This window comes from Enterobacter quasiroggenkampii (assembly GCF_043972695.1).
Classification (GTDB): domain Bacteria; phylum Pseudomonadota; class Gammaproteobacteria; order Enterobacterales; family Enterobacteriaceae; genus Enterobacter; species Enterobacter quasiroggenkampii.
Map to the genome: position 1 here is coordinate 3270447 of NZ_CP143745.1, position 20377 is coordinate 3290823.

Consider the following 20377-nt stretch of genomic DNA (forward strand, 5'->3'; position numbering starts at 1 on the left):
GCGCTTTTACCTGGCGTTTTTATTTGCCAGATGAATCCTGATGCGTACACTCATAACAATACGCTTTCAAAAGGATTTTTTTACCTATGACAACCTTCTACACCGTGGTGAGTTGGCTGGTCATTTTAGGATACTGGCTGTTAATCGCGGGTGTGACGTTACGCATCCTGATGAAGCGCAGAGCCGTACCCTCTGCCATGGCCTGGCTTCTGATCATCTACATCCTGCCGCTGGTGGGAATTATTGCCTATCTCTCTTTCGGTGAGCTTCATCTCGGCAAACGCCGCGCCGAGCGTGCCCGCGCCATGTGGCCCTCAACCGCAAAGTGGCTAAACGATCTGAAGGCCTGTAAGCATATCTTTGCCGAGGAGGACAGCAGCGTCGCCTCGTCACTGTTTAAGCTGTGCGAGCGCCGTCAGGGGATTGGTGGTGTTAAAGGCAATCAACTGCAGCTGCTGACCTCGTCCGACGACGTCATGCAGGCATTAATCCGCGATATCCAGCTGGCGCGTCATAATATCGAGATGGTTTTTTATATCTGGCAGCCTGGCGGGATGGCTGACCAGGTCGCTGAATCGCTGATGGCCGCGGCGCGACGCGGCATTCACTGCCGTCTGATGCTTGACTCCGCAGGCAGCGTGGCATTTTTCCGCAGTCCCTGGGCGGGCATGATGCGTAATGCCGGTATCGAGGTGGTTGAGGCGCTGAAGGTCAATCTCCTGCGCGTGTTTCTGCGCCGGATGGATCTCCGTCAGCATCGCAAAATGATCATGATCGATAACTATATTGCCTACACCGGCAGCATGAACATGGTTGATCCGCGCTTCTTCAAGCAGGACTCGGGCGTGGGCCAGTGGGTGGATTTGATGGCGCGAATGGAGGGGCCGATTGCCACCTCGATGGGCATCGTTTACTCCTGCGACTGGGAGATAGAAACCGGCAAACGCATTCTGCCGCCACCGCCGGACGGCAATATTATGCCGTTTGAAGAGGCCAGCGGTCACACCATTCATACCATTGCTTCCGGGCCGGGCTTCCCGGAGGATTTGATCCATCAGGCGCTGCTGACGGCGACGTACTCGGCGCGTGAATACCTGATCATGACGACGCCCTACTTTGTCCCCAGCGATGACCTCCTCCACGCGATCTGTACCGCGGCGCAGCGCGGTGTCGATGTGAGCATTATTTTGCCGCGCAAAAATGACTCCCTTCTGGTGGGCTGGGCCAGCCGGGCATTCTTTAGCGAACTGCTGGCTGCAGGGGTGAAGATCTATCAGTTCGAAGGCGGATTGCTCCACACCAAAAGCGTGCTTGTCGACGGCGAGTTAAGCCTGGTGGGGACAGTGAACCTGGATATGCGCAGCCTGTGGCTCAACTTTGAAATCACGCTGGTTATTGATGATGCCGGCTTTGGCGGCGATCTCGCGGCGGTGCAGGATGATTATATCTCCCGCTCGCGGCTGCTGGATGCCAGACTGTGGGTAAAACGTCCGCTGTGGCAGAGAATTGCCGAACGACTGTTTTACTTCTTTAGTCCGTTGCTGTAAAACGTGCCCAACGATGTTAAACAGGTAGTCATCATGGAAATGGATCTGAACAATCGCCTGACCGAAGACGAAACGCTCGAGCAGGCCTATGACATTTTTCTCGAACTGGCGGTTGATAACCTCGATCCCGCAGACGTGATCCTCTTTAATCTGCAGTTCGAAGAGCGCGGCGGTGCCGAACTGTTCGACCCTTCAGAAGACTGGGCTGAGCATGTGGATTTCGATCTGAATCCTGACTTCTTTGCCGAAGTGGTCATCGGGCTGGCCGATGAAGACGGTGGCGAGATTAACGATATTTTCGCCCGCGTCCTGCTCTGTCGAGAGAAAGACCACAAGCTGTGCCATATTCTCTGGCGCGAATAATAAAAAAGGCTGCGATTGCAGCCTTTTTTATTTACTCCGGCAACGCACTTCCGCAGCGGTTACAAAACCGCGCGTTAAGGTCATGTTCACCCTGGTGACATGCCGGACATTTGCGCTGCTGCTTGCGGCTCTGAAATGCGCTGCTCATGTGCGTGGTAATAAGCCCGGTCGGAATAGCAATGACCGAATAGCCAATCAAAATCAGCACTGAGGCCACAATGCGGCCCAGCGGCGTATGGGGCGTTATATCACCGTACCCGACGGTCGTCACGGTCACTATCGCCCAATAAACGGACGCATTGAGCGTCGTGAAACCATATTTCGGCCCCTCTATCAGATACATCAGCGCGCCAAAAACGATCATGACGATGGCAATAAACGAGTAGAAGAGAATAAGCTGATGCCGCGCGCTGACGATAGCGCTCCAGAACACGCGCAGTGAGGGCATAAAGCGCAGTAATTTCAGAATACGTAATACGCGAATAACGCGCATCGCTCGCCAGGCAAAGACATAGCTCAGGCTGATTTCCGGCCACAGCCACATGACGTAGAGCGGCAGAATGGTGGCTAAATCAATAAATCCCCAGAAGCTGAAAACATATCGGGCCGGGTTGGGCCAGGCAATTACTCTGAGCAGATATTCAGCGGTAAAAACAAGTGTTATCGCCAGCTCAAGCCAGACAAAGACATGCCATTCGTCAAACGTCAGGTGGTATTGCGTCCCGGCGCCTGACTCAATAAAGATGACCACCACGCTGAGGAGCGCAAATAAACCGCAAAGACCTTCGAAGCGTCGCCCGGATACCGTTTCAGGATCGAATAAAACATGATAAAGCCGCCGACGGGCTGACGTGAATAAACGCGACACAGTGACCTCGCAAAATATAAGGGCTGACATCATGTCAGCCCTTGCGATTATAACGGGTCTACTTTCAGGCAGGAAACCGCATGTCGGAAACTGCCTTCCAGAACCGGTCGCGTTTTCGCACATTCCGGCCCGGCCATTGGGCAGCGCGTGCGGAAGACACAGCCCGACGGCGGGTTAATCGGTGAAGGCAATTCCCCTTCCAGAAGCTGGATGGTCTTATTCTTTTCCAGATCGGGATCGGGGATCGGCACTGCCGACATCAGCGCTTTGGTGTAAGGGTGCAGCGGATTGTGGTACACCTCGTCATAGGTGCCCAGCTCCACGGCGTGACCCAGATACATCACCAGCACGCGGTCAGAGATGTGTTTCACCACGGCCAGGTCATGCGCGATGAAGATCAGCGACAGCCCCATTTCGCGCTGCAGCTTCTGCAGCAGGTTAACCACCTGCGCCTGAATGGAGACGTCGAGCGCGGAAACCGGCTCATCACAGATAATCAGCTTCGGTTCGAGGATCAGGGCGCGCGCAATACCAATACGCTGACACTGACCGCCGGAGAACTCGTGCGGATAGCGGTTGATGAGGTTAGGCAACAGCCCGACTTTTAGCATCATCGCCTTAACGCGATCGCGTACTTCCTGACGCGACATCTTCGGATGATAGGTCCGCAGCGGCTCGGCAATAATCTCACCGATGGTCATACGCGGGTTTAACGACGCCAGCGGATCCTGGAAAATCATCTGGATATCGCTGCGCACGTCGCGCCACTCGTCGGGTTTCATGCCCAGCAGATCTTTACCCAGCCAGGCCACTTTGCCGTCGGTGGCTTTCACCAGACCGATAATGGCGCGCGCAAAGGTCGATTTACCGCAGCCGGACTCGCCCACCACGCCCAGGGTCTCCCCTTCATACAGGCGCAGCGTGACGCCGTCCACCGCTTTCAGGGTCTTCGACGGCTGCCAGAACCACTGTTTGCCGTCTTTGATGTCGAAATGCACCTTAAGGTCAGCAATCTCGAGCAACACATTGCGTTTTTCATCTAATGCGTTCATACCAGCTCCTCCTGCGGCTTAAAGCAGGCGCGCAGGCGGCCTGGTGCAAACTCTTCCAGCGGCGGTGCGCTGTTGCAGATTTCCATCGCGTGCGGGCAGCGCGGCTGGAACGGACAGCCTTTCGGCAGGCGCAGCAGGTTTGGCGGGTTGCCCGGAATGGTGAGCAGGGATTCCCCTTCCGCATCGAGACGCGGTACCGCGTTCAGCAGGCCAATCGAGTAAGGATGAGCAGGCTGATAGAATACGTCACGCGCTTTGCCGTATTCCATGGTACGGCCGGCATACATCACCAGCACTTTGTCACAGATGCCCGCCACCACGCCCAGATCGTGGGTGATCATGATAATCGCCGTGTTGAACTCACGCTTCAGCTCGTTCAGCAGGGTCATGATTTGTGCCTGAACGGTAACGTCCAGCGCGGTGGTCGGTTCGTCGGCAATCAGCAATTTTGGCCGGCACAGCAGCGCCATCGCAATCATCACGCGCTGACGCATACCGCCAGAGAACTCGTGCGGGAACATTCGCATGCGCTTGCGCGCTTCCGGCATTTTCACCGCATCGAGCATTTTGACCGACTCTTCAAAGGCTTCGGCTTTGCCCAGACCTTTGTGCAGCATCAAGACTTCCATCAGCTGCTCACCGACGCGCATGTACGGGTTCAGCGAGGTCATCGGATCCTGGAAAATCATCGAGATCTGCTCGGCACGCAGCTTGTTCAGCTCGTGCTCCGGCAGATTGAGGATTTCGCGACCGTTGAATTTAGCGGAACCGCCAATCACACCGTTAGCGGCAAGCAGGCCCATTAGCGCAAAGGCGGTCTGGGATTTCCCGGATCCGGATTCACCCACGATGCCGAGCGTTTCGCCCGCGCGCAGGTTGAAGTTGAGATCGTTCACGGCGGTCACATCCCCGTCCGGGGTCTTAAAGGTGACGCGAAGATCTTTTACGTCCAGCAGAAGGTCGCTCCGCTGCTGCGCCTGTGGCGCGGTTGCCGTTTCAATCATTGTCATGACGGCGCTCCTTAACGGTCTTTCGGGTCGAGGGCATCACGCAGGCCATCGCCGATAAAGTTAAAACAAAACAGGGTAACGACCAGGAAACCCGCCGGGTATAACAGCAGCCACGGTGACACTTCCATTGAGTTTGCACCGTCACTCAGCAGCGCGCCCCAGCTGCTCAGCGGCTCTTGCGTACCCAGACCGAGGAAGCTCAGGAAGGATTCAAACAGGATCATGCTTGGCACCAGCAGTGAGGCATAGACCACCACCACGCCCAGCACGTTAGGAACGATATGGCGAACCACGATATTCCCGGTAGAGACACCGCCGACCTGCGCGGCTTCGATAAACTCTTTGCGTTTGAGGCTCAGCGTCTGGCCGCGAACAATACGCGCCATATCCAGCCAGGAAACCATCCCGATGGCCACGAAGATCAACAGGATATTCTGACCGAAGAAGGTCACCAGCAGGATGACGAAGAACATAAACGGGAAGGAGTTCAGGATTTCCAGCAGACGCATCATCACCGAGTCCACTTTACCGCCAAGGTAGCCGGACAGTGAGCCGTAGAGCGTCCCCACGATCACCGCCACCAGCGCGGCAGCAATCCCGACCATCAGCGAGATACGTCCCCCGATAGCAACACGCACCAGCAGATCGCGTCCGGAAGAGTCCGTGCCGAAATAGTGGCCAGACTCCATATCCGGCGCGCTGGACATCATGCCCCAGTCGGTGTCGAAATAGGTAAATTGCGACAGCATCGGCGCCAGGGTCACAAACAGCGCGATGATCACCAGAACCACCAGACTCGCCACCGCCGCGCGGTTGTGCATAAAGCGACGGCGCGCGTCCTGCCAGAGGCTACGACCTTCTACTTCCAGTTTTTCACTGAAGTTTTCCAGCGCCTCGCTGTTTTTCTTACTCAACATCATGGCGTGCTCCAGTTAGTAACGGATTTTCGGGTCGATGACGGCGTACAGAACATCGACGATTGCGTTAAAGAGAATGGTCAGCGCACCGACGAGAATGGTCAGGCTCAGCACCAGCGAATAGTCGCGGTTGAGCGCGCCGTTAACAAACAGCTGACCAATGCCCGGCAGGCCGTAGATTGTTTCGATAACCATCGAGCCAGTGATGATCCCGACGAATGCCGGTCCCATGTAGGAGAGCACGGGCAACAGCGCCGGTTTAAGCGCGTGGCGGAAGATAATCCGACGCATCGGCAGCCCTTTCGCGCGCGCGGTACGAATGAAGTTCGAGTGCAGCACTTCGATCATTGAACCACGGGTGATACGCGCGATACTGGCGATGTACGCCAGAGATAATGCCACCATCGGCAAAATCATGAACTTGAGTGCCCCGCCGTTCCAGCCGCCGCCAGGCAGCCACTTCAGCGTAATGGCAAATATCATCACCAGTAATGGCGCGACAACGAAGCTGGGTATGACTACCCCGGTCATCGCCACCCCCATTACGGCATAATCCCATTTGGTATTTTGTCTGAGCGCGGCGATGACGCCAGCGGTGACCCCGAAAACGATCGCCAGAATGAATGCCGCAGCACCCAATTTCGCCGACACCGGGAAGCTGGACGCCACCAGGTCGTTAACGGAATAGTCTTTATATTTAAATGACGGTCCAAAATCACCGTGCGCCAGCTGCTTCAGGTAGTTGAAGTACTGGGTAGAGATAGGATCGTTTAAGTGGTATTTCGCTTCGATATTCGCCATGACTTCTGGCGGCAGCGTACGCTCACCGGTAAATGGACTTCCCGGCGCAAGGCGCATCATGAAGAAGGAAATCGTGATGAGAATAAATAGCGTTGGAATCGCTTCCAGACAGCGACGTAGGATAAATTTCAACATTGCCCGTACCTTCTGGCGTGTGCCTATATAATGTGACGTTGGTTAGACACCGTGGGGCGAGCATGCCCGCCCCACTCATTGCCATTAATGCTTGATAATATACAAGTTTTTAACGTAGATATTATCCATCGGGTCTTTACCGGTATATCCACCTACCCACGGTTTCACCAGACGGGCGTTAACGTAGTAGTAAACCGGAACGATCGCGGAATCTTTATCCAGCTGCTGCTCAGCTTTAGAGTACAGTTCAGTACGCTGTGCTTCGTCAGTGGTTTTCAGCGTGTCGGCGATCAGCTTGTCAAACGCCGGGCTCTTATAGTGCGCGGTGTTGTTTGAGCTGTCACTCAGCATGGTGTTCAGGAAGGAGGTCGGTTCGTTATAGTCCGCACACCAGCCAGCACGCGCCACGTCAAAGGTGCCCTGATGACGGCTGTCGAGGAAGGTCTTCCACTCCTGATTCTCCAGCTTCACGTTCGCGCCCAGGTTCTTTTTCCAGATCGAGGCAACGGCGATAGCCAGTTTTTTGTGCAGATCGGAGGTGTTGTACAGCAGGCTAAAGGTCAGCGGCTTATCCGCGGTATAGCCCGCTTCGGCCAGCAGTTTCTTCGCTTCTGCGTTACGCTGTTCCTGGGTCTGTTTGAACCAGTCTGGCTCGGTCAGTTTTGCGCCATCGGTGTATGGAGGGGTATAGCTGTATGCCGGCAGATCGCCCTGGTTTTTCACTTTGTTCACGATGATATCGCGATCCAGTGCCAGCTTCAGCGCCGTACGAACGCGTACGTCGGTGAACGGTGCTTTCTGGTTGTTGATTTCATAGTAGTAGGTGCACAGGTACGGGTCGACGTGAACTTCTTTAGGGATCTCTTTCTTCAGTTTCTGGAACAGTTCAATCGGCATGTTGTTATAGGTCATGTCGATTTCGCCGCTGCGGTAGCGGTTAACGTCAGTCACTTCGGACGAAATTGGCAGGTAGGTAACCTGATTAATCACGGTTTTCGCGTTATCCCAGTATTGCGGGTTACGCTCAAGCACCATACGCTCGTTGACCACCCAGTCTTTCAGCTTGTAGGCACCGTTGGTCACGATATTGGCAGGCTGGGTCCATTTTTCACCAAATTTTTCCACCGCGGATTTTGGTACCGGGGAGACGGACGGGTGAACCAGCAGCTTATAGAAGTACGGAACAGGTTCGCTCAACGTGACTTCGAAGGTATTGGCATCGATCGCCTTAACGCCCAGATCGGTGATCGGTTTTTTGCCCGCGATGATGTCATCAATATTGGCAATATGGCCATATTGCAGGTAGCTCGCATACGGAGAGGCGGTCGTTGGATTCGCCAGACGCTGCCAGCTATAAACGAAATCTTCAGCCGTGACCGGCGTACCGTCGGACCATTTCGCATCTTTACGCAGATGGAAGGTCCAGACTTTGAAATCTTTGTTTTCCCATTTTTCTGCCACACCCGGTGCCGGGTGGCCGTCTACGTCCGTTACCAGCAGACCTTCGAACAGGTCGCGGTTGACGTTAGACTCAGGAACACCTTCAATTTTGTGCGGGTCGAGAGACTGAACTTCCGCACCGTTGTTACGCACCAGCGTTTGCTTCTCCGCCAGCTGAACACCTGCAGGAACGTCCGCAGCCATTGCAGCGTTTCCCGCGATTAGCGCAGTTAAAATCCCCGCCGCTACCAGATTTTTTTTTGTGATGATGGACATTGTGTTGGTACTCCACTCATTATAATGACTGGCCTTCGCCAGCTGTGTAATCCCCTGTTGGGGCCTGTACAGCGCAGGAGTTTTTTTTGCTGCTGTCAGGTTCTTCTTTTACTGCTTGCTATCACCGACTTTTTTATTACTGACCGCTCGTATGGCCGTCTTGCGTCGATTCTTTACAGGCCTCCCCTGTTTGAGGCCTGCGCTGGATATCTGAGAAGAGAACTATATGAAAATAATTCTCATCTGATTGTTTTATGCTGCAAAATATTAGGCCGGAAAGTATCAAATGGCGTAAACGTGCGCCAATACATTTTGCAAATTTGTTAAGCAATTCTCTTTTACGGTGAGTACCGTATCGTTGAGGGCAGCCCTGCCAGACATCGAATATCAGTAAAAGAACATGACATTCAACAGGATAGAGAAAATTTTCTCTACAAGCGCGTCGCTGCGCTATCATCGAGTGACTTTGTACAAAAATTTAACAACTGGTTATTATTTAGCACATTCGTCTAGGGGAATGTTGAAATTACTAATATCATTTCGGTTATCTCTCAGCAAGCCCAAGAGTATCATGTGAGTAAAATAACAGAGCGATCGAAGATTTTCTGTGCAGGCGGGTTGAGGCGGAATTAATAACCTATTGAAATACAAGCAATGAACATTATTAGTAGAATTTATTATGATATGTGAGCATTTCAACTTTAGTTATATGATTTGCTGATAATCACGTAAAAAAACGGAGCCGTCGCTCCGTCCTTTCATATGAAGTATTAATGCAATAAACCGGGGAAAATGCTTTTAATACCCGTGACGATGAATTCGATCCCTAACGCCATCAGCAACAGACCCATGATACGCGTAATGACGTTGATGCCCGTTTGACCCAGCAAGCGCACCAGCCAGGGTGCCATGCGGAACACACCCCAACAGCAGAGCGCAAAAATGGCAATAGCCACTGAAAAGCCAATCAGGTGCATCAGGCTATGGTAACGCGTCCCCCAAACGATGGTTGAACTGATGGCACCCGGACCGGCCATCAGCGGTAAGGCCAGCGGCACTACGCCAATGCTTTCGCGGATAGCGGTTTCTGACTTCTCTTGTTTATTCTGCTTATCCTCGCCCAGCTTACCGCTGATCATGGACATGGCGATGGTTACCACCAGGATCCCGCCGGCAATACGGAATGAATCAATGGAAATCCCGAACAGCTGAAGAATCGTGTCGCCGAGAAAAAGAGAGGTCAACAATATGATCGCTACCGACAGGTTAGCGGTGAGGTTGGTTTTGTTCCTGGCCGCCGCTGTCTGGTAACTCGTCATACTAATGAAGACAGGAATGATCCCCACCGGGTTGACCAGGGCAAACAGACCAATAAAAAATTTAAAATACGTTGGAAAATCAAAGAGCGTTTGGATCACGTTTTGCTCCGCTTATACACATGCCCTGGACTGACAATTTGTCGTGAGAAATCGCGCTGAAGATACCCTTTTTATCAGCATACTTCACTTGAAATCTGTACCAAAACGTTATCATTTCAGGATGTTAAACATATGTATAATCAATGATAGCGCCGCTTCCAATACTTACGTAATTATTTAACACTGGAAAAATCAGCACGAAATAACCCTGCTGAAAGGTATCAGCTTGGGGGAAAATTGACACAGATCATGATTTTCGTACTCAGAAGTGAGTAATCTTGGTTACACCCCCAGGGAGGTCACCTGACAAAAAGGGATGATGCTAAGGTAAGGCTCTTTTAGTAAATTAGTGTGCTGACGCAGAAAGTAACTCTTTGTTTTACTTTGTGTTACGCAAGTCGTATCGGCTCTGTCTATACTGTGTGACGTATCGAGCGCTGGTTTACTAAAAGAGTTTAAACATTATCAGGAGAGCATTATGGCTGTTACTAATATCGCTGAACTGAACGCCCTCGTCGAGCGCGTTAAAAAAGCCCAGCGTGAATATGCCAATTTCACCCAAGAACAGGTTGATAAAATCTTCCGCGCGGCCGCACTGGCTGCTGCAGATGCTCGAATCCCTCTCGCTAAAATGGCCGTTGCCGAATCCGGCATGGGTATCGTGGAAGATAAAGTGATTAAAAACCACTTCGCTTCCGAGTATATCTACAACGCCTATAAAGATGAGAAAACCTGTGGCGTGCTGTCCGAAGACGACACCTTCGGTACCATCACCATCGCTGAACCTATCGGCATCATCTGCGGTATTGTTCCGACCACTAACCCAACGTCTACTGCAATCTTCAAATCACTGATTAGCCTGAAGACCCGTAACGCAATCATCTTCTCTCCACACCCACGTGCGAAAGACGCGACTAACAAAGCTGCAGATATCGTCCTGCAAGCGGCTATCGCTGCGGGTGCACCAAAAGACCTGATCGGCTGGATCGACCAACCTTCTGTTGAGCTCTCCAACGCGCTGATGCATCACCCGGACATTAACCTGATTCTGGCGACCGGTGGTCCAGGCATGGTTAAAGCCGCATACAGCTCCGGTAAACCTGCTATCGGCGTGGGCGCGGGTAACACCCCTGTTGTTATCGATGAAACCGCTGATATCAAACGTGCTGTCGCGTCTGTGCTGATGTCTAAAACCTTCGATAACGGCGTGATCTGTGCATCTGAACAGTCTGTTGTGGTCGTGGATTCCGTATATGACGCGGTTCGCGAACGTTTCGCCAGCCACGGCGGCTACCTGCTGCAGGGCAAAGAGCTGAAAGCAGTTCAGGACATCATCCTGAAAAATGGCGCGCTGAACGCCGCTATCGTGGGTCAGCCAGCCTACAAAATTGCTGAACTCGCAGGCTTTACCGTTCCGGCAACAACCAAAATCCTGATCGGTGAAGTAAAAGTCGTTGACGAAAGCGAGCCGTTTGCTCACGAAAAACTGTCTCCTACGCTTGCCATGTACCGTGCGAAAGATTTCGAAGACGCGGTTGAGAAAGCAGAGAAGCTGGTTGCCATGGGCGGTATCGGTCACACCTCTTGTCTGTACACTGACCAGGACAACCAGCCAGAGCGTGTTGCTCACTTCGGTCAGATGATGAAAACTGCACGTATCCTGATCAACACCCCTGCTTCTCAGGGTGGTATCGGTGACCTGTACAACTTTAAACTCGCACCTTCCCTGACTCTGGGTTGTGGTTCCTGGGGTGGTAACTCCATCTCTGAAAACGTTGGTCCAAAACACCTGATCAACAAGAAAACCGTTGCTAAGCGAGCTGAAAACATGTTGTGGCACAAACTTCCGAAATCTATCTACTTCCGCCGTGGTTCTCTGCCAATCGCGCTGGATGAAGTGATTACTGATGGCCACAAACGTGCGCTCATCGTGACTGACCGTTTCCTGTTTAACAACGGCTACGCTGACCAGATCACCTCCGTGCTGAAAGCGGCTGGCGTCGAAACTGAAGTATTCTTCGAAGTTGAAGCTGACCCAACTCTGAGCGTTGTACGTAAAGGTGCTGAACTGGCTAACTCCTTCAAACCAGATGTGATTATCGCACTGGGTGGTGGTTCCCCAATGGACGCCGCGAAAATCATGTGGGTTATGTACGAGCATCCAGAAACGCACTTCGAAGAACTGGCACTGCGCTTTATGGACATCCGTAAACGTATCTACAAGTTCCCGAAAATGGGCGTAAAAGCGAAAATGATCGCGGTCACCACTACTTCCGGTACCGGTTCTGAAGTTACGCCATTCGCGGTAGTAACCGACGATGCAACAGGTCAGAAATACCCACTGGCTGACTATGCGCTGACGCCAGACATGGCTATCGTTGATGCGAACCTGGTCATGGAGATGCCGAAGTCACTGTGTGCGTTCGGTGGTCTGGATGCGGTGACTCACGCCCTGGAAGCTTACGTTTCTGTGCTGGCGTCTGAGTTCTCAGACGGTCAGGCCCTGCAGGCTCTGAAACTGCTGAAAGAAAACCTGCCAGCGTCTTACAACGAAGGCTCTAAAAACCCTGTAGCACGTGAACGTGTCCACAGTGCAGCAACCATCGCCGGTATCGCGTTTGCCAACGCCTTCCTGGGTGTTTGCCACTCAATGGCGCACAAACTGGGCTCACAGTTCCACATTCCTCACGGTCTTGCGAACGCCCTGTTGATCAGCAACGTTATCCGTTATAACGCTAACGACAACCCAACCAAGCAGACAGCTTTCAGCCAGTACGACCGTCCACAAGCCCGTCGTCGCTATGCTGAAATCGCTGACCACCTTGGTCTGAGCGCACCGGGCGACCGCACTGCTGCGAAGATTGAGAAACTGCTGGCATGGCTGGAAAGCCTGAAGGCTGAACTGGGTATTCCTAAATCAATCCGTGAAGCGGGCGTACAGGAAGCTGACTTCCTCGCTCACGTAGACAAGCTGTCTGAAGATGCATTCGATGACCAGTGTACCGGTGCTAACCCGCGCTACCCACTGATCTCCGAGCTGAAACAGATTCTGCTGGATACCTACTACGGTCGTGAGTTCAAAGAAGGTGACGTTGCCGCTGTGAAAACAGAAGCCCCAGTCATCAAAGCTGACAAGAAAGCGAAGAAAAGCGCTTAATTGACAGCAGCAGATGAAAAACCCGCCTTAATGGCGGGTTTTTTTATGTCTGAATAATAAGACTGACGTTATTTTCTGTTGTCGTGCTGAATCGCCGTCAGCGAGCCTACAGACAACGCTTCTTTATAATGCTTACGGCAGACCGAAACATAGCGTTCATTGCCGCCTATCACCACCTGCTCGCCATCTGCATAAGGTTTCCCGGACTGGTCGAGACGAAGCACCATACTCGCTTTACGACCGCAGAAGCAGATCGTTTTCAGTTCGACAAGTTTATCCGACCAGGCGAGCAAATACTGGCTCCCTTCAAAAAGCTCCCCGCGGAAATCCGTACGCAGGCCGTAACAGAGCACGGGGATATCAAGCTCATCGACCACCTCTGACAGGGCATGGACCTGTTCACGCGTCAGAAACTGGCTCTCATCGACCAGTACGCAGTGAATGGGCTGTGCCGCATGTTCTGCACGAATGTCTTCAAACAGATCGGTTTTCGGGTTAAACAGCCTGGCAGGCGACGAGAGCCCTATTCTGGAGCTCACCTTCCCTGCGCCAAAGCGATCGTCAATTTCAGCCGTATAAACAACGGTACGCATCCCGCGTTCCTGGTAATTGTACGAGGATTGCAGCAGCGCGGTGGATTTCCCGGCATTCATTGCCGAATAGTAGAAATAAAGTTGTGCCATTGGCCGTAAAACCCTAATCAATGTGTAATATTCCCGATGAGTCATTGTACCATATTTTGTCCGGTCATCAGCGATGCAGCGCACAGAGGATGCGGTTCAGTGCCGCGTTCAGCACCTTCTGTTTATGAAAATAACCCGTTAAAACATGAAGTAAACCCATTCAGCCACGCCAATATGTTATAAGTTAAGCCAAACATAACACTTCTTTTTATAGTGGAATCCCGACCCTTTAAAATTCACTATTTATTAACTATTTCAGGCTTAACACCAAGGGTGAGAACTAATACAAAAGGCTGATATTTCTCCGCCGCAACTATAATTCCTGCGGGAAATGTCACAAAAAAAAGACGCAATCGACCGGGTTAAGCAGGTTCCGGTGATAACAACCGAGACAGCGGAGTGGTGGAATTTAAGTTAGCGTAATTAATAATAGCGGCATTATTTAGTATTTTTTGAATTCCTTACATTCCTGGCTATTGCACATCTGAATTTATGGCTCTATTATTAGGTCAACAAACCACCCCCCCATTATAAGTTTGAGATTACTACAATGAGCGAAGCACTTAAAATTCTGAACAACATCCGTACTCTTCGTGCGCAGGCAAGAGAATGCACCCTCGAAACGCTTGAAGAAATGCTGGAAAAATTAGAAGTTGTAGTTAATGAACGTCGCGAAGAAGAAAGCGCTGCTGCGGCTGAAATCGAAGAACGTACTCGTAAACTGCAGCAATATCGTGAAATGCTGATTGCTGATGGTATCGATCCAAATGAATTGCTGAACAGCATGGCTGCCGCTAAAACCGGTACTAAAGCTAAGCGTGCTGCCCGTCCTGCTAAATATAGCTACGTTGATGAGAACGGCGAAACTAAAACCTGGACTGGCCAGGGTCGTACTCCTGCTGTTATCAAGAAAGCGATGGATGAGCAGGGTAAACAGCTGGACGACTTCCTGATCAAGGATTAATCGAGCCTCATTCAGAAAAATCCCGCATATTGCGGGATTTTTTTTAACCTAAATTTGTCACAAACATCCTCTTACACTCTGTCATAAAGCATTATTTAGCAATTTCATCGACTGTACTTTCAGACAGGTTTTCGGAAGTGTTATGGGCATAAAAAAACCGGTGGGCAACGCCTCACCGGTTTCGAACATTTACAACCGTGGCTTATTTCTTAATACCTACGCTCTCTTTGAGCCAGGTTTTAAATTCTTCGCCAAGGGTATTGTGACGGAGACCATATTCAACAAACGCCTGCATATAACCGAGCTTATTACCGCAGTCATGGCTCTTACCTTTCATATGGTAGGCCTCAACGGTCTCTTTCTCGATCAGCATATCGATGGCATCCGTCAGCTGGATCTCATCACCCGCTCCTGGAGGCGTTTTAGCCAGCAGAGGCCAGATTTCAGCACTCAGGACATAGCGACCTACAACAGCAAGGTTTGAAGGCGCGACATCGGCTTTAGGCTTCTCTACGACGCCCACCATTGGCACACTCTCACCCGGCTCCAGGTTAACGCCTTTGCAGTCAACCACACCGTATGCCGTTACGTCTTCAACAGGCTCAACCATAATCTGGCTGCTGCCGGTTTCGTCGAAACGTTTGATCATTTCAGCCAGGTTATCCTGAGAAAGATCGGATTCGTATTCATCCAGAATAACGTCAGGCAGAATTACCGCTACAGGCTCATCCCCCACGACAGGGTGCGCGCACATAACAGCGTGGCCCAGACCTTTAGCCAGCCCCTGACGAACCTGCATAATGGTGACGTGTGGAGGGCAAATAGACTGAACTTCTTCTAACAGCTGACGCTTAACACGTTTTTCCAGCATGGCTTCAAGTTCAAAGCTTGTATCGAAATGGTTTTCGATAGAGTTTTTAGATGAATGCGTAACCAGCACAATTTCAGTGATGCCGGCTGCGATACATTCATTCACGACATACTGGATTAATGGCTTATCAACCAGAGGCAGCATCTCTTTAGGAATCGCCTTAGTTGCTGGTAACATCCTGGTCCCCAATCCCGCTACCGGGATAACGGCCTTTCTGACTTTCGAATTTAGGGCAGCCATTCAAATTCTCCTGAGATGTTCAAGTTTTGAACTTTTATGCAATAAATAACGCGTTGAGTATATCAGTCTCGCCCCGCAGTCCGGGTCTGAAAAGAACGCGTTGCCGATCAATTAGGATAAATACGCATGAAACCGGGCAGCGATAGTAGCACTCCCCGTAAAACACAGGTAAAGCAATCTTAAAATGACGATCCAATTGCTTATTCCGTGGACAACATTAAGCGTAACCGTCCTCCGGCGCCCCAAATTTGGCACTGCCACGAGGAACAGCGGTGGCTAATTTGATTAAGATACGCCGTTCCCAACGTCCCAAGCGGTACACCGTTACTCACCTGAATATGGTGTTCACCGGTATTCAGTGATGCATTGAGACCGGCTGAAACGAGGATCAGATTTTTTAAACCGCTATGGTAATAGCCAACCAATAGCGGGAACTGTCCAGGCAGATTGGCCTGACGAAAAAGCTGGTTTACCTGTTTGAGTAAACTGCCTAACTCAGGCAACCGTTGTCCCTGATGGGATAACTGTTCCTGCAACAAACCATTAAATAGCGCACGAAGAAGTAACGCCGCTAATACACCGTTATCCCCCGCCCGGGTGACATCCAGAGAATAAAATGCAAGATCGGAATCTGACAGTGGCGCAATATCCAGCACCAGTCCTGGCTGGTCAGCGGCCACCAGCTGCCGATAATTTACGCGACAGTGTGAAATAGTTTGCTGGACGGGCGGCTGGAGTTCTTGCAACAGTTTCGCCGCGGCAGGCGGATTACTCACCAGAGCGTCCCAGTCCTGGAAAAGACGCTCCTCTTCCTCTACCCGGGAATTAAACATATTCGGATAAAGGCACGCCAGGACCGTTTCTCGCAGCCGATGCAAATCCTTAACCGGCTTAAGCAGAATATCCTGTACCCCAAGACGTAATGCTTTTGCGATGTCCGCCATGTTCTCGGTGGCAGAGATCACCAGAATCGGCGTCTGATTGCCTTCGTTACGCAGATGTTCAACCAGCTTCAGTCCATTCATGCGCGGCATCGCAATGTCGCAAATCATCAAATCGGGCGTAATGCTGATCATTTTTTCCAGGGCGTCGATGCCATCTTCAGCCAGCGACGTCATTGCGCCCAGCGAGGATAACCACGAATCCAGTAGCGATCGGAAAACGGGCTCGTCTTCAACAATCAAAATGTGTTTTCCGGCCAATGGCTGCGTCATGGTTCCTCCCCTGGCTGACAGTAACTAAATAGTGGCATGCGATCGGCACTATCGCCTGTCAGATTTTGCTGAAGTAGTCAAAAAAAGGTGCTTAACGTGCGGTCTGCACAAAAGGCAACAATTCGTCCATTTTCTTTTCGACGGCTAACGAGCCCGCTGCGATGGCGGCCTCAGCCCGATGGAAATCAAGGGTAGAGATTTGCGGACAGTACGGCTGAATAAGAATATCCGGAGGATCGCCTGCCATACGGTTACGTTTAAGGCGGTTCTCGAGAACCTGAATTGACGTGGTCATGATTTCTATCGCCGTCGGCGCGGCAACCGAACGACGCGCGGTCAGACGCCCGATTCTTCCGCGCAGGCGTTCATGCCAGGCCAGTTTCTCGCCCTCAGCATCTTCGCTCTGGAGATTGACCGGCATGAGATCCTGTTGCATCAGGTGGGCATCGTGCTGCAAGTCGACGGCAATCACAATGTCCGCCCCCATCGCACGCGTCAGAGAGATGGGAACCGGGTTAACGACGCCACCATCGACAAGCCAGTAACCGTTGTGTGGGACAGGCGCCATGAGTCCCGGCATACTGCAGGAGGCACGCACGGCAAGATGGATATCGCCTTCGGTGAGCCAGAGCTCGCGTCCTGTGCTGAGGTTTGTCGCGACGGCGCCGAAAGGCATCTGACAATCAGTGAAGTCTTCGAGAGGCATGACCTGGCGGAACTGGTTAAAGACGCGTTCGCCGCGCAGCAGTCCACCACGCTGCCAGGAGAGGTCCATCAGACGCAGCACGTCCCAGTAGCTGAAGGAGCGCACCCATGTCTCGAGCTCCGGAAGCTTCCCGCACGCGTAAGCGGAGCCGACAAGCGATCCGATTGAACACCCTGCAACAATATCGACGGTAATGCCCATCTGATTTAAGGCATTAATCACGCCGATGTGCGACCATCCCCGGGCGGCACCTGAACCCAGCGCCAGCCCAATTTTAACCTTTCTCATTAGTCCTGTTTTACTTCCCCTGGATTCCTGACATAGCGTCAACGCAACGCCTCAGTTAACATAGTGCTACCCGAAGCGTTTTACGCCTTTATATTTTGTTCCAGGAAGAGAATCGTGTCTCAACTCTGCCCTTGTGGTAGCGCTCTGGAGTATAGCCTATGTTGCCAGCGATATCTTTCTGGCGATCAGGTTGCACCAGACCCGTCACACCTTATGCGTTCACGGTACACTGCTTTTGTGATCAAAGACGCAGACTATCTGATTAAAACCTGGCATCCATCCTGCCGTGCAGCCGATTTCAAACAGGACATCGAAGCCGGGTTTGCGAACACGCAGTGGCTCGGCCTCACCGTCTATGAATCCTCTCCAGGCAGTCATGTGGATGAAGGTTACGTCAGCTTTGTTGCCCGTTTTACCGAGAATAATAAACCGGGTGCCATTATCGAGCGTTCCCGGTTCTTAAAGGAAAGCGGGCAATGGTATTATATTGACGGAACGCGCCCACAGTTTGGTCGTAACGATCCCTGCCCGTGTGGTTCAGGTAAAAAATTTAAAAAGTGTTGCGGGCAGTAATGCCTGACAACCCAGACTTCGCAAATACAAACAGGATTTCCCGGCGATGCAATCATTACAACGTAAAGTTCTGCGCACCATCTGTCCCGATCAAAAAGGGCTGATCGCACGAATTACCAACATTTGCTACAAACATGAACTGAATATCGTGCAGAACAACGAGTTCGTTGACCACCGTACCGGCCGCTTCTTCATGCGTACCGAACTGGAAGGTATTTTCAACGACACCACGCTGCTGGCCGATCTGGACAGCGCGCTTCCGGAAGGCTCCGTGCGCGAATTGACCCCTGCGGGCCGACGCCGCATCGTGATCCTGGTGACCAAAGAAGCACATTGCCTGGGTGACCTGCTGATGAAGGCCAACTACGGCGGTCTGGACGTTGAAATTGCTGCCGTGATTGGCAACCACGAGACGCTGCGTACGCTGGTCGAGCGCTTTGATATTCCGTTCGAGCTGGTCAGCCATGAAGGCCATACCCGCGAAGAGCACGACGATCTGATGGCGCAGGCCATTGAAGCGCATAACCCGGACTACGTGGTGCTGGCGAAATACATGCGCGTGTTAACGCCATCTTTCGTGGCGCGTTTCCCGAACAAGATCATCAACATCCACCACTCGTTCCTGCCGGCCTTTATTGGCGCGCGTCCATACCACCAGGCCTACGAGCGCGGCGTGAAGATCATCGGCGCGACAGCCCATTACGTGAATGACAACCTGGACGAAGGTCCCATCATCATGCAGGACGTGATTCATGTGGATCACACCTACACCGCTGAGGACATGATGCGCGCAGGTCGTGACGTTGAGAAGAATGTGTTAAGCCGCGCGCTGTATCAGGTGCTGGCTCAGCGAGTCTTCGTTTACGGTAACAGAACCATCATTCTTTAATCTTTCGGAAAATGAATTGATTAGCTTTGCGCCTTTACGGATAAAAAGCAGGCAAACAACTTCGTTTCCCTAAAGGAATGCTTTACAGGGGCGTCTCATTTGATATGATGCGCCCCGCTTCCAGCAGGAAGCAGGCCAGTAAAAAGCATTACCCCGTGGTGGGGTTCCCGAGCGGCCAAAGGGAGCAGACTGTAAATCTGCCGTCATCGACTTCGAAGGTTCGAATCCTTCCCCCACCACCATCTCTCAGCACGACCTCAAAATTTGAATTACCCCTGGTGGGGTTCCCGAGCGGCCAAAGGGAGCAGACTGTAAATCTGCCGTCATCGACTTCGAAGGTTCGAATCCTTCCCCCACCACCATCATTCCCCCAACATAAAAAAACCAAGTCCGCCTTTGTAGGCCGGGTAAGGCGCAGCCGCCACCCGGCGAAAAATGGCTACATCGGCGGCAAACGACGCCTGACCGGCGAACTCTTCACAATCGACGTATTACACTGAGCATGCTCTGCCAGACCGTCCAGCAGCGCATCCAGCTGCTCTATCGATCGCACCACCAGCCTAATCACAAAGCAATCTTCCCCGGTCACTTTGTCGCTCTCAATACACTCCGGCATCGCCTGAATGTACTTATCCACTTTATGCAACAGACCCGGTAAGGGGCGAACCCGTACCAGCGCCTGCAGCGTATACCCCAGCGCCGCCAGATTCACCCGTGCACCATAACCCTGGATCACACCGCGCTCTTCCAGCCTCTTCAGGCGTTCTGCCGTGCTGGGGGACGTCAGACCGATGCGGCCGCTGAGCACCTTCAACGACATGCGCGCATCCTCAACCAAACAGGCTAAAATTTGTCGGTCGATATCATCGATAAGGCATTCCATTCTTTTCACCTAATTTTAAAAAGTCATTTACCTTTTCAACCTTATATCACCCCTGTAAAACCCGACAGCGATTTTCGACAAT

The 20377-nt window shown here is 52.0% G+C and carries 18 protein-coding genes and 2 tRNA genes; 8 read left to right on the forward strand and 12 right to left on the reverse strand.

Annotated elements, in window-relative coordinates; genetic code table 11:
* Positions 1 to 86: 86 nt before the first annotated feature.
* Entirely contained in the window at positions 87 to 1547 is a 1461-nt protein-coding gene (gene cls, locus V1572_RS15740) for a cardiolipin synthase (RefSeq protein ID WP_395299362.1), read from the forward strand.
* Positions 1548 to 1580: 33 nt separating this feature from the next.
* Complete coding sequence (locus V1572_RS15745; RefSeq protein WP_006810881.1) at positions 1581 to 1910, forward strand: HI1450 family dsDNA-mimic protein; 330 nt, start codon at positions 1581 to 1583, stop codon at positions 1908 to 1910.
* Between the two features lie 31 nt (positions 1911 to 1941).
* Here the strand turns inward: V1572_RS15745 and V1572_RS15750 are convergent, their stop codons facing one another.
* From V1572_RS15750 to V1572_RS15780, 7 genes are all read right to left on the reverse strand, one after another.
* Positions 1942 to 2811, reverse strand: a complete 870-nt coding sequence (locus V1572_RS15750; protein ID WP_048223634.1) for an ion transporter — start codon at positions 2809 to 2811, stop codon at positions 1942 to 1944.
* Positions 2812 to 2825: 14 nt separating this feature from the next.
* Positions 2826 to 3830 carry a murein tripeptide/oligopeptide ABC transporter ATP-binding protein OppF gene (gene oppF / locus V1572_RS15755; RefSeq protein ID WP_008502789.1) on the reverse strand — a complete coding sequence of 335 codons (1005 nt, stop codon included), beginning with the start codon at positions 3828 to 3830 and terminating at the stop codon, positions 2826 to 2828.
* A complete protein-coding gene (locus tag V1572_RS15760; RefSeq protein WP_024907097.1) occupies positions 3827 to 4840 on the reverse strand; it encodes an ABC transporter ATP-binding protein in 1014 nt (337 codons plus the stop codon). The genes oppF and V1572_RS15760 overlap by 4 nt, the downstream gene beginning before the upstream one ends.
* Positions 4841 to 4851: 11 nt before the next feature.
* A complete protein-coding gene (gene oppC, locus V1572_RS15765; RefSeq protein WP_008502787.1) occupies positions 4852 to 5760 on the reverse strand; it encodes an oligopeptide ABC transporter permease OppC in 909 nt (302 codons plus the stop codon).
* A gap of 12 nt (positions 5761 to 5772) precedes the next feature.
* A complete protein-coding gene (gene oppB / locus V1572_RS15770) occupies positions 5773 to 6693 on the reverse strand; it encodes an oligopeptide ABC transporter permease OppB (RefSeq protein ID WP_008502786.1) in 921 nt (306 codons plus the stop codon).
* 84 nt (positions 6694 to 6777) lie between these two features.
* On the reverse strand, positions 6778 to 8409 hold the full coding sequence (gene oppA, locus V1572_RS15775) for an oligopeptide ABC transporter substrate-binding protein OppA (RefSeq protein ID WP_008502785.1): 1632 nt from the start codon (positions 8407 to 8409) through the stop codon (positions 6778 to 6780).
* Positions 8410 to 9179: 770 nt separating this feature from the next.
* Positions 9180 to 9827 (reverse strand): YchE family NAAT transporter, encoded by a 648-nt coding sequence (locus tag V1572_RS15780; RefSeq protein WP_008502784.1) that lies wholly within the window; start codon positions 9825 to 9827, stop codon positions 9180 to 9182.
* 478 nt (positions 9828 to 10305) lie between these two features.
* On the opposite strand from V1572_RS15780, the gene adhE reads away from it, so the two are divergent.
* Positions 10306 to 12984, forward strand: coding sequence for a bifunctional acetaldehyde-CoA/alcohol dehydrogenase (adhE, locus tag V1572_RS15785; RefSeq protein WP_028013432.1), 2679 nt, complete (start codon positions 10306 to 10308; stop codon positions 12982 to 12984).
* 68 nt (positions 12985 to 13052) lie between these two features.
* Here the strand turns inward: adhE and tdk are convergent, their stop codons facing one another.
* Positions 13053 to 13667 (reverse strand): thymidine kinase, encoded by a 615-nt coding sequence (gene tdk, locus V1572_RS15790; protein WP_021240332.1) that lies wholly within the window; start codon positions 13665 to 13667, stop codon positions 13053 to 13055.
* A 550-nt stretch (positions 13668 to 14217) separates the two neighbouring features.
* On the opposite strand from tdk, the gene hns reads away from it, so the two are divergent.
* The gene (gene hns, locus V1572_RS15795; protein ID WP_008502781.1) at positions 14218 to 14631 is read left to right on the forward strand and encodes a histone-like nucleoid-structuring protein H-NS; all 414 of its coding nucleotides are present in this window, start codon (positions 14218 to 14220) and stop codon (positions 14629 to 14631) included.
* Positions 14632 to 14833: 202 nt separating this feature from the next.
* On the opposite strand, the gene galU is transcribed toward hns, so the two are convergent.
* The 3 genes from galU to rssA all read right to left on the reverse strand — a co-directional run bounded on the left by galU (position 14834) and on the right by rssA (position 17950).
* A complete protein-coding gene (galU, locus tag V1572_RS15800) occupies positions 14834 to 15742 on the reverse strand; it encodes a UTP--glucose-1-phosphate uridylyltransferase GalU (protein ID WP_395299363.1) in 909 nt (302 codons plus the stop codon).
* A gap of 200 nt (positions 15743 to 15942) precedes the next feature.
* Complete coding sequence (gene rssB / locus V1572_RS15805) at positions 15943 to 16956, reverse strand: two-component system response regulator RssB (protein WP_032647605.1); 1014 nt, start codon at positions 16954 to 16956, stop codon at positions 15943 to 15945.
* A 91-nt stretch (positions 16957 to 17047) separates the two neighbouring features.
* Positions 17048 to 17950, reverse strand: a complete 903-nt coding sequence (gene rssA, locus V1572_RS15810; protein ID WP_348957364.1) for a patatin-like phospholipase RssA — start codon at positions 17948 to 17950, stop codon at positions 17048 to 17050.
* A gap of 114 nt (positions 17951 to 18064) precedes the next feature.
* On the opposite strand from rssA, the gene V1572_RS15815 reads away from it, so the two are divergent.
* From V1572_RS15815 to V1572_RS15830, 4 genes are all read left to right on the forward strand, one after another.
* On the forward strand, positions 18065 to 18523 hold the full coding sequence (locus V1572_RS15815; protein ID WP_045908969.1) for a YchJ family protein: 459 nt from the start codon (positions 18065 to 18067) through the stop codon (positions 18521 to 18523).
* A gap of 46 nt (positions 18524 to 18569) precedes the next feature.
* A complete protein-coding gene (gene purU / locus V1572_RS15820) occupies positions 18570 to 19412 on the forward strand; it encodes a formyltetrahydrofolate deformylase (RefSeq protein WP_023312104.1) in 843 nt (280 codons plus the stop codon).
* A 157-nt stretch (positions 19413 to 19569) separates the two neighbouring features.
* Positions 19570 to 19654, forward strand: a tRNA-Tyr gene (locus V1572_RS15825).
* A gap of 35 nt (positions 19655 to 19689) precedes the next feature.
* A tRNA-Tyr gene (locus V1572_RS15830) sits at positions 19690 to 19774 on the forward strand.
* Positions 19775 to 19851: 77 nt separating this feature from the next.
* Here the strand turns inward: V1572_RS15830 and V1572_RS15835 are convergent.
* A complete protein-coding gene (locus V1572_RS15835) occupies positions 19852 to 20295 on the reverse strand; it encodes an Lrp/AsnC family transcriptional regulator (RefSeq protein WP_021240337.1) in 444 nt (147 codons plus the stop codon).
* Between the last annotated feature and the right edge of the window lie 82 nt (positions 20296 to 20377).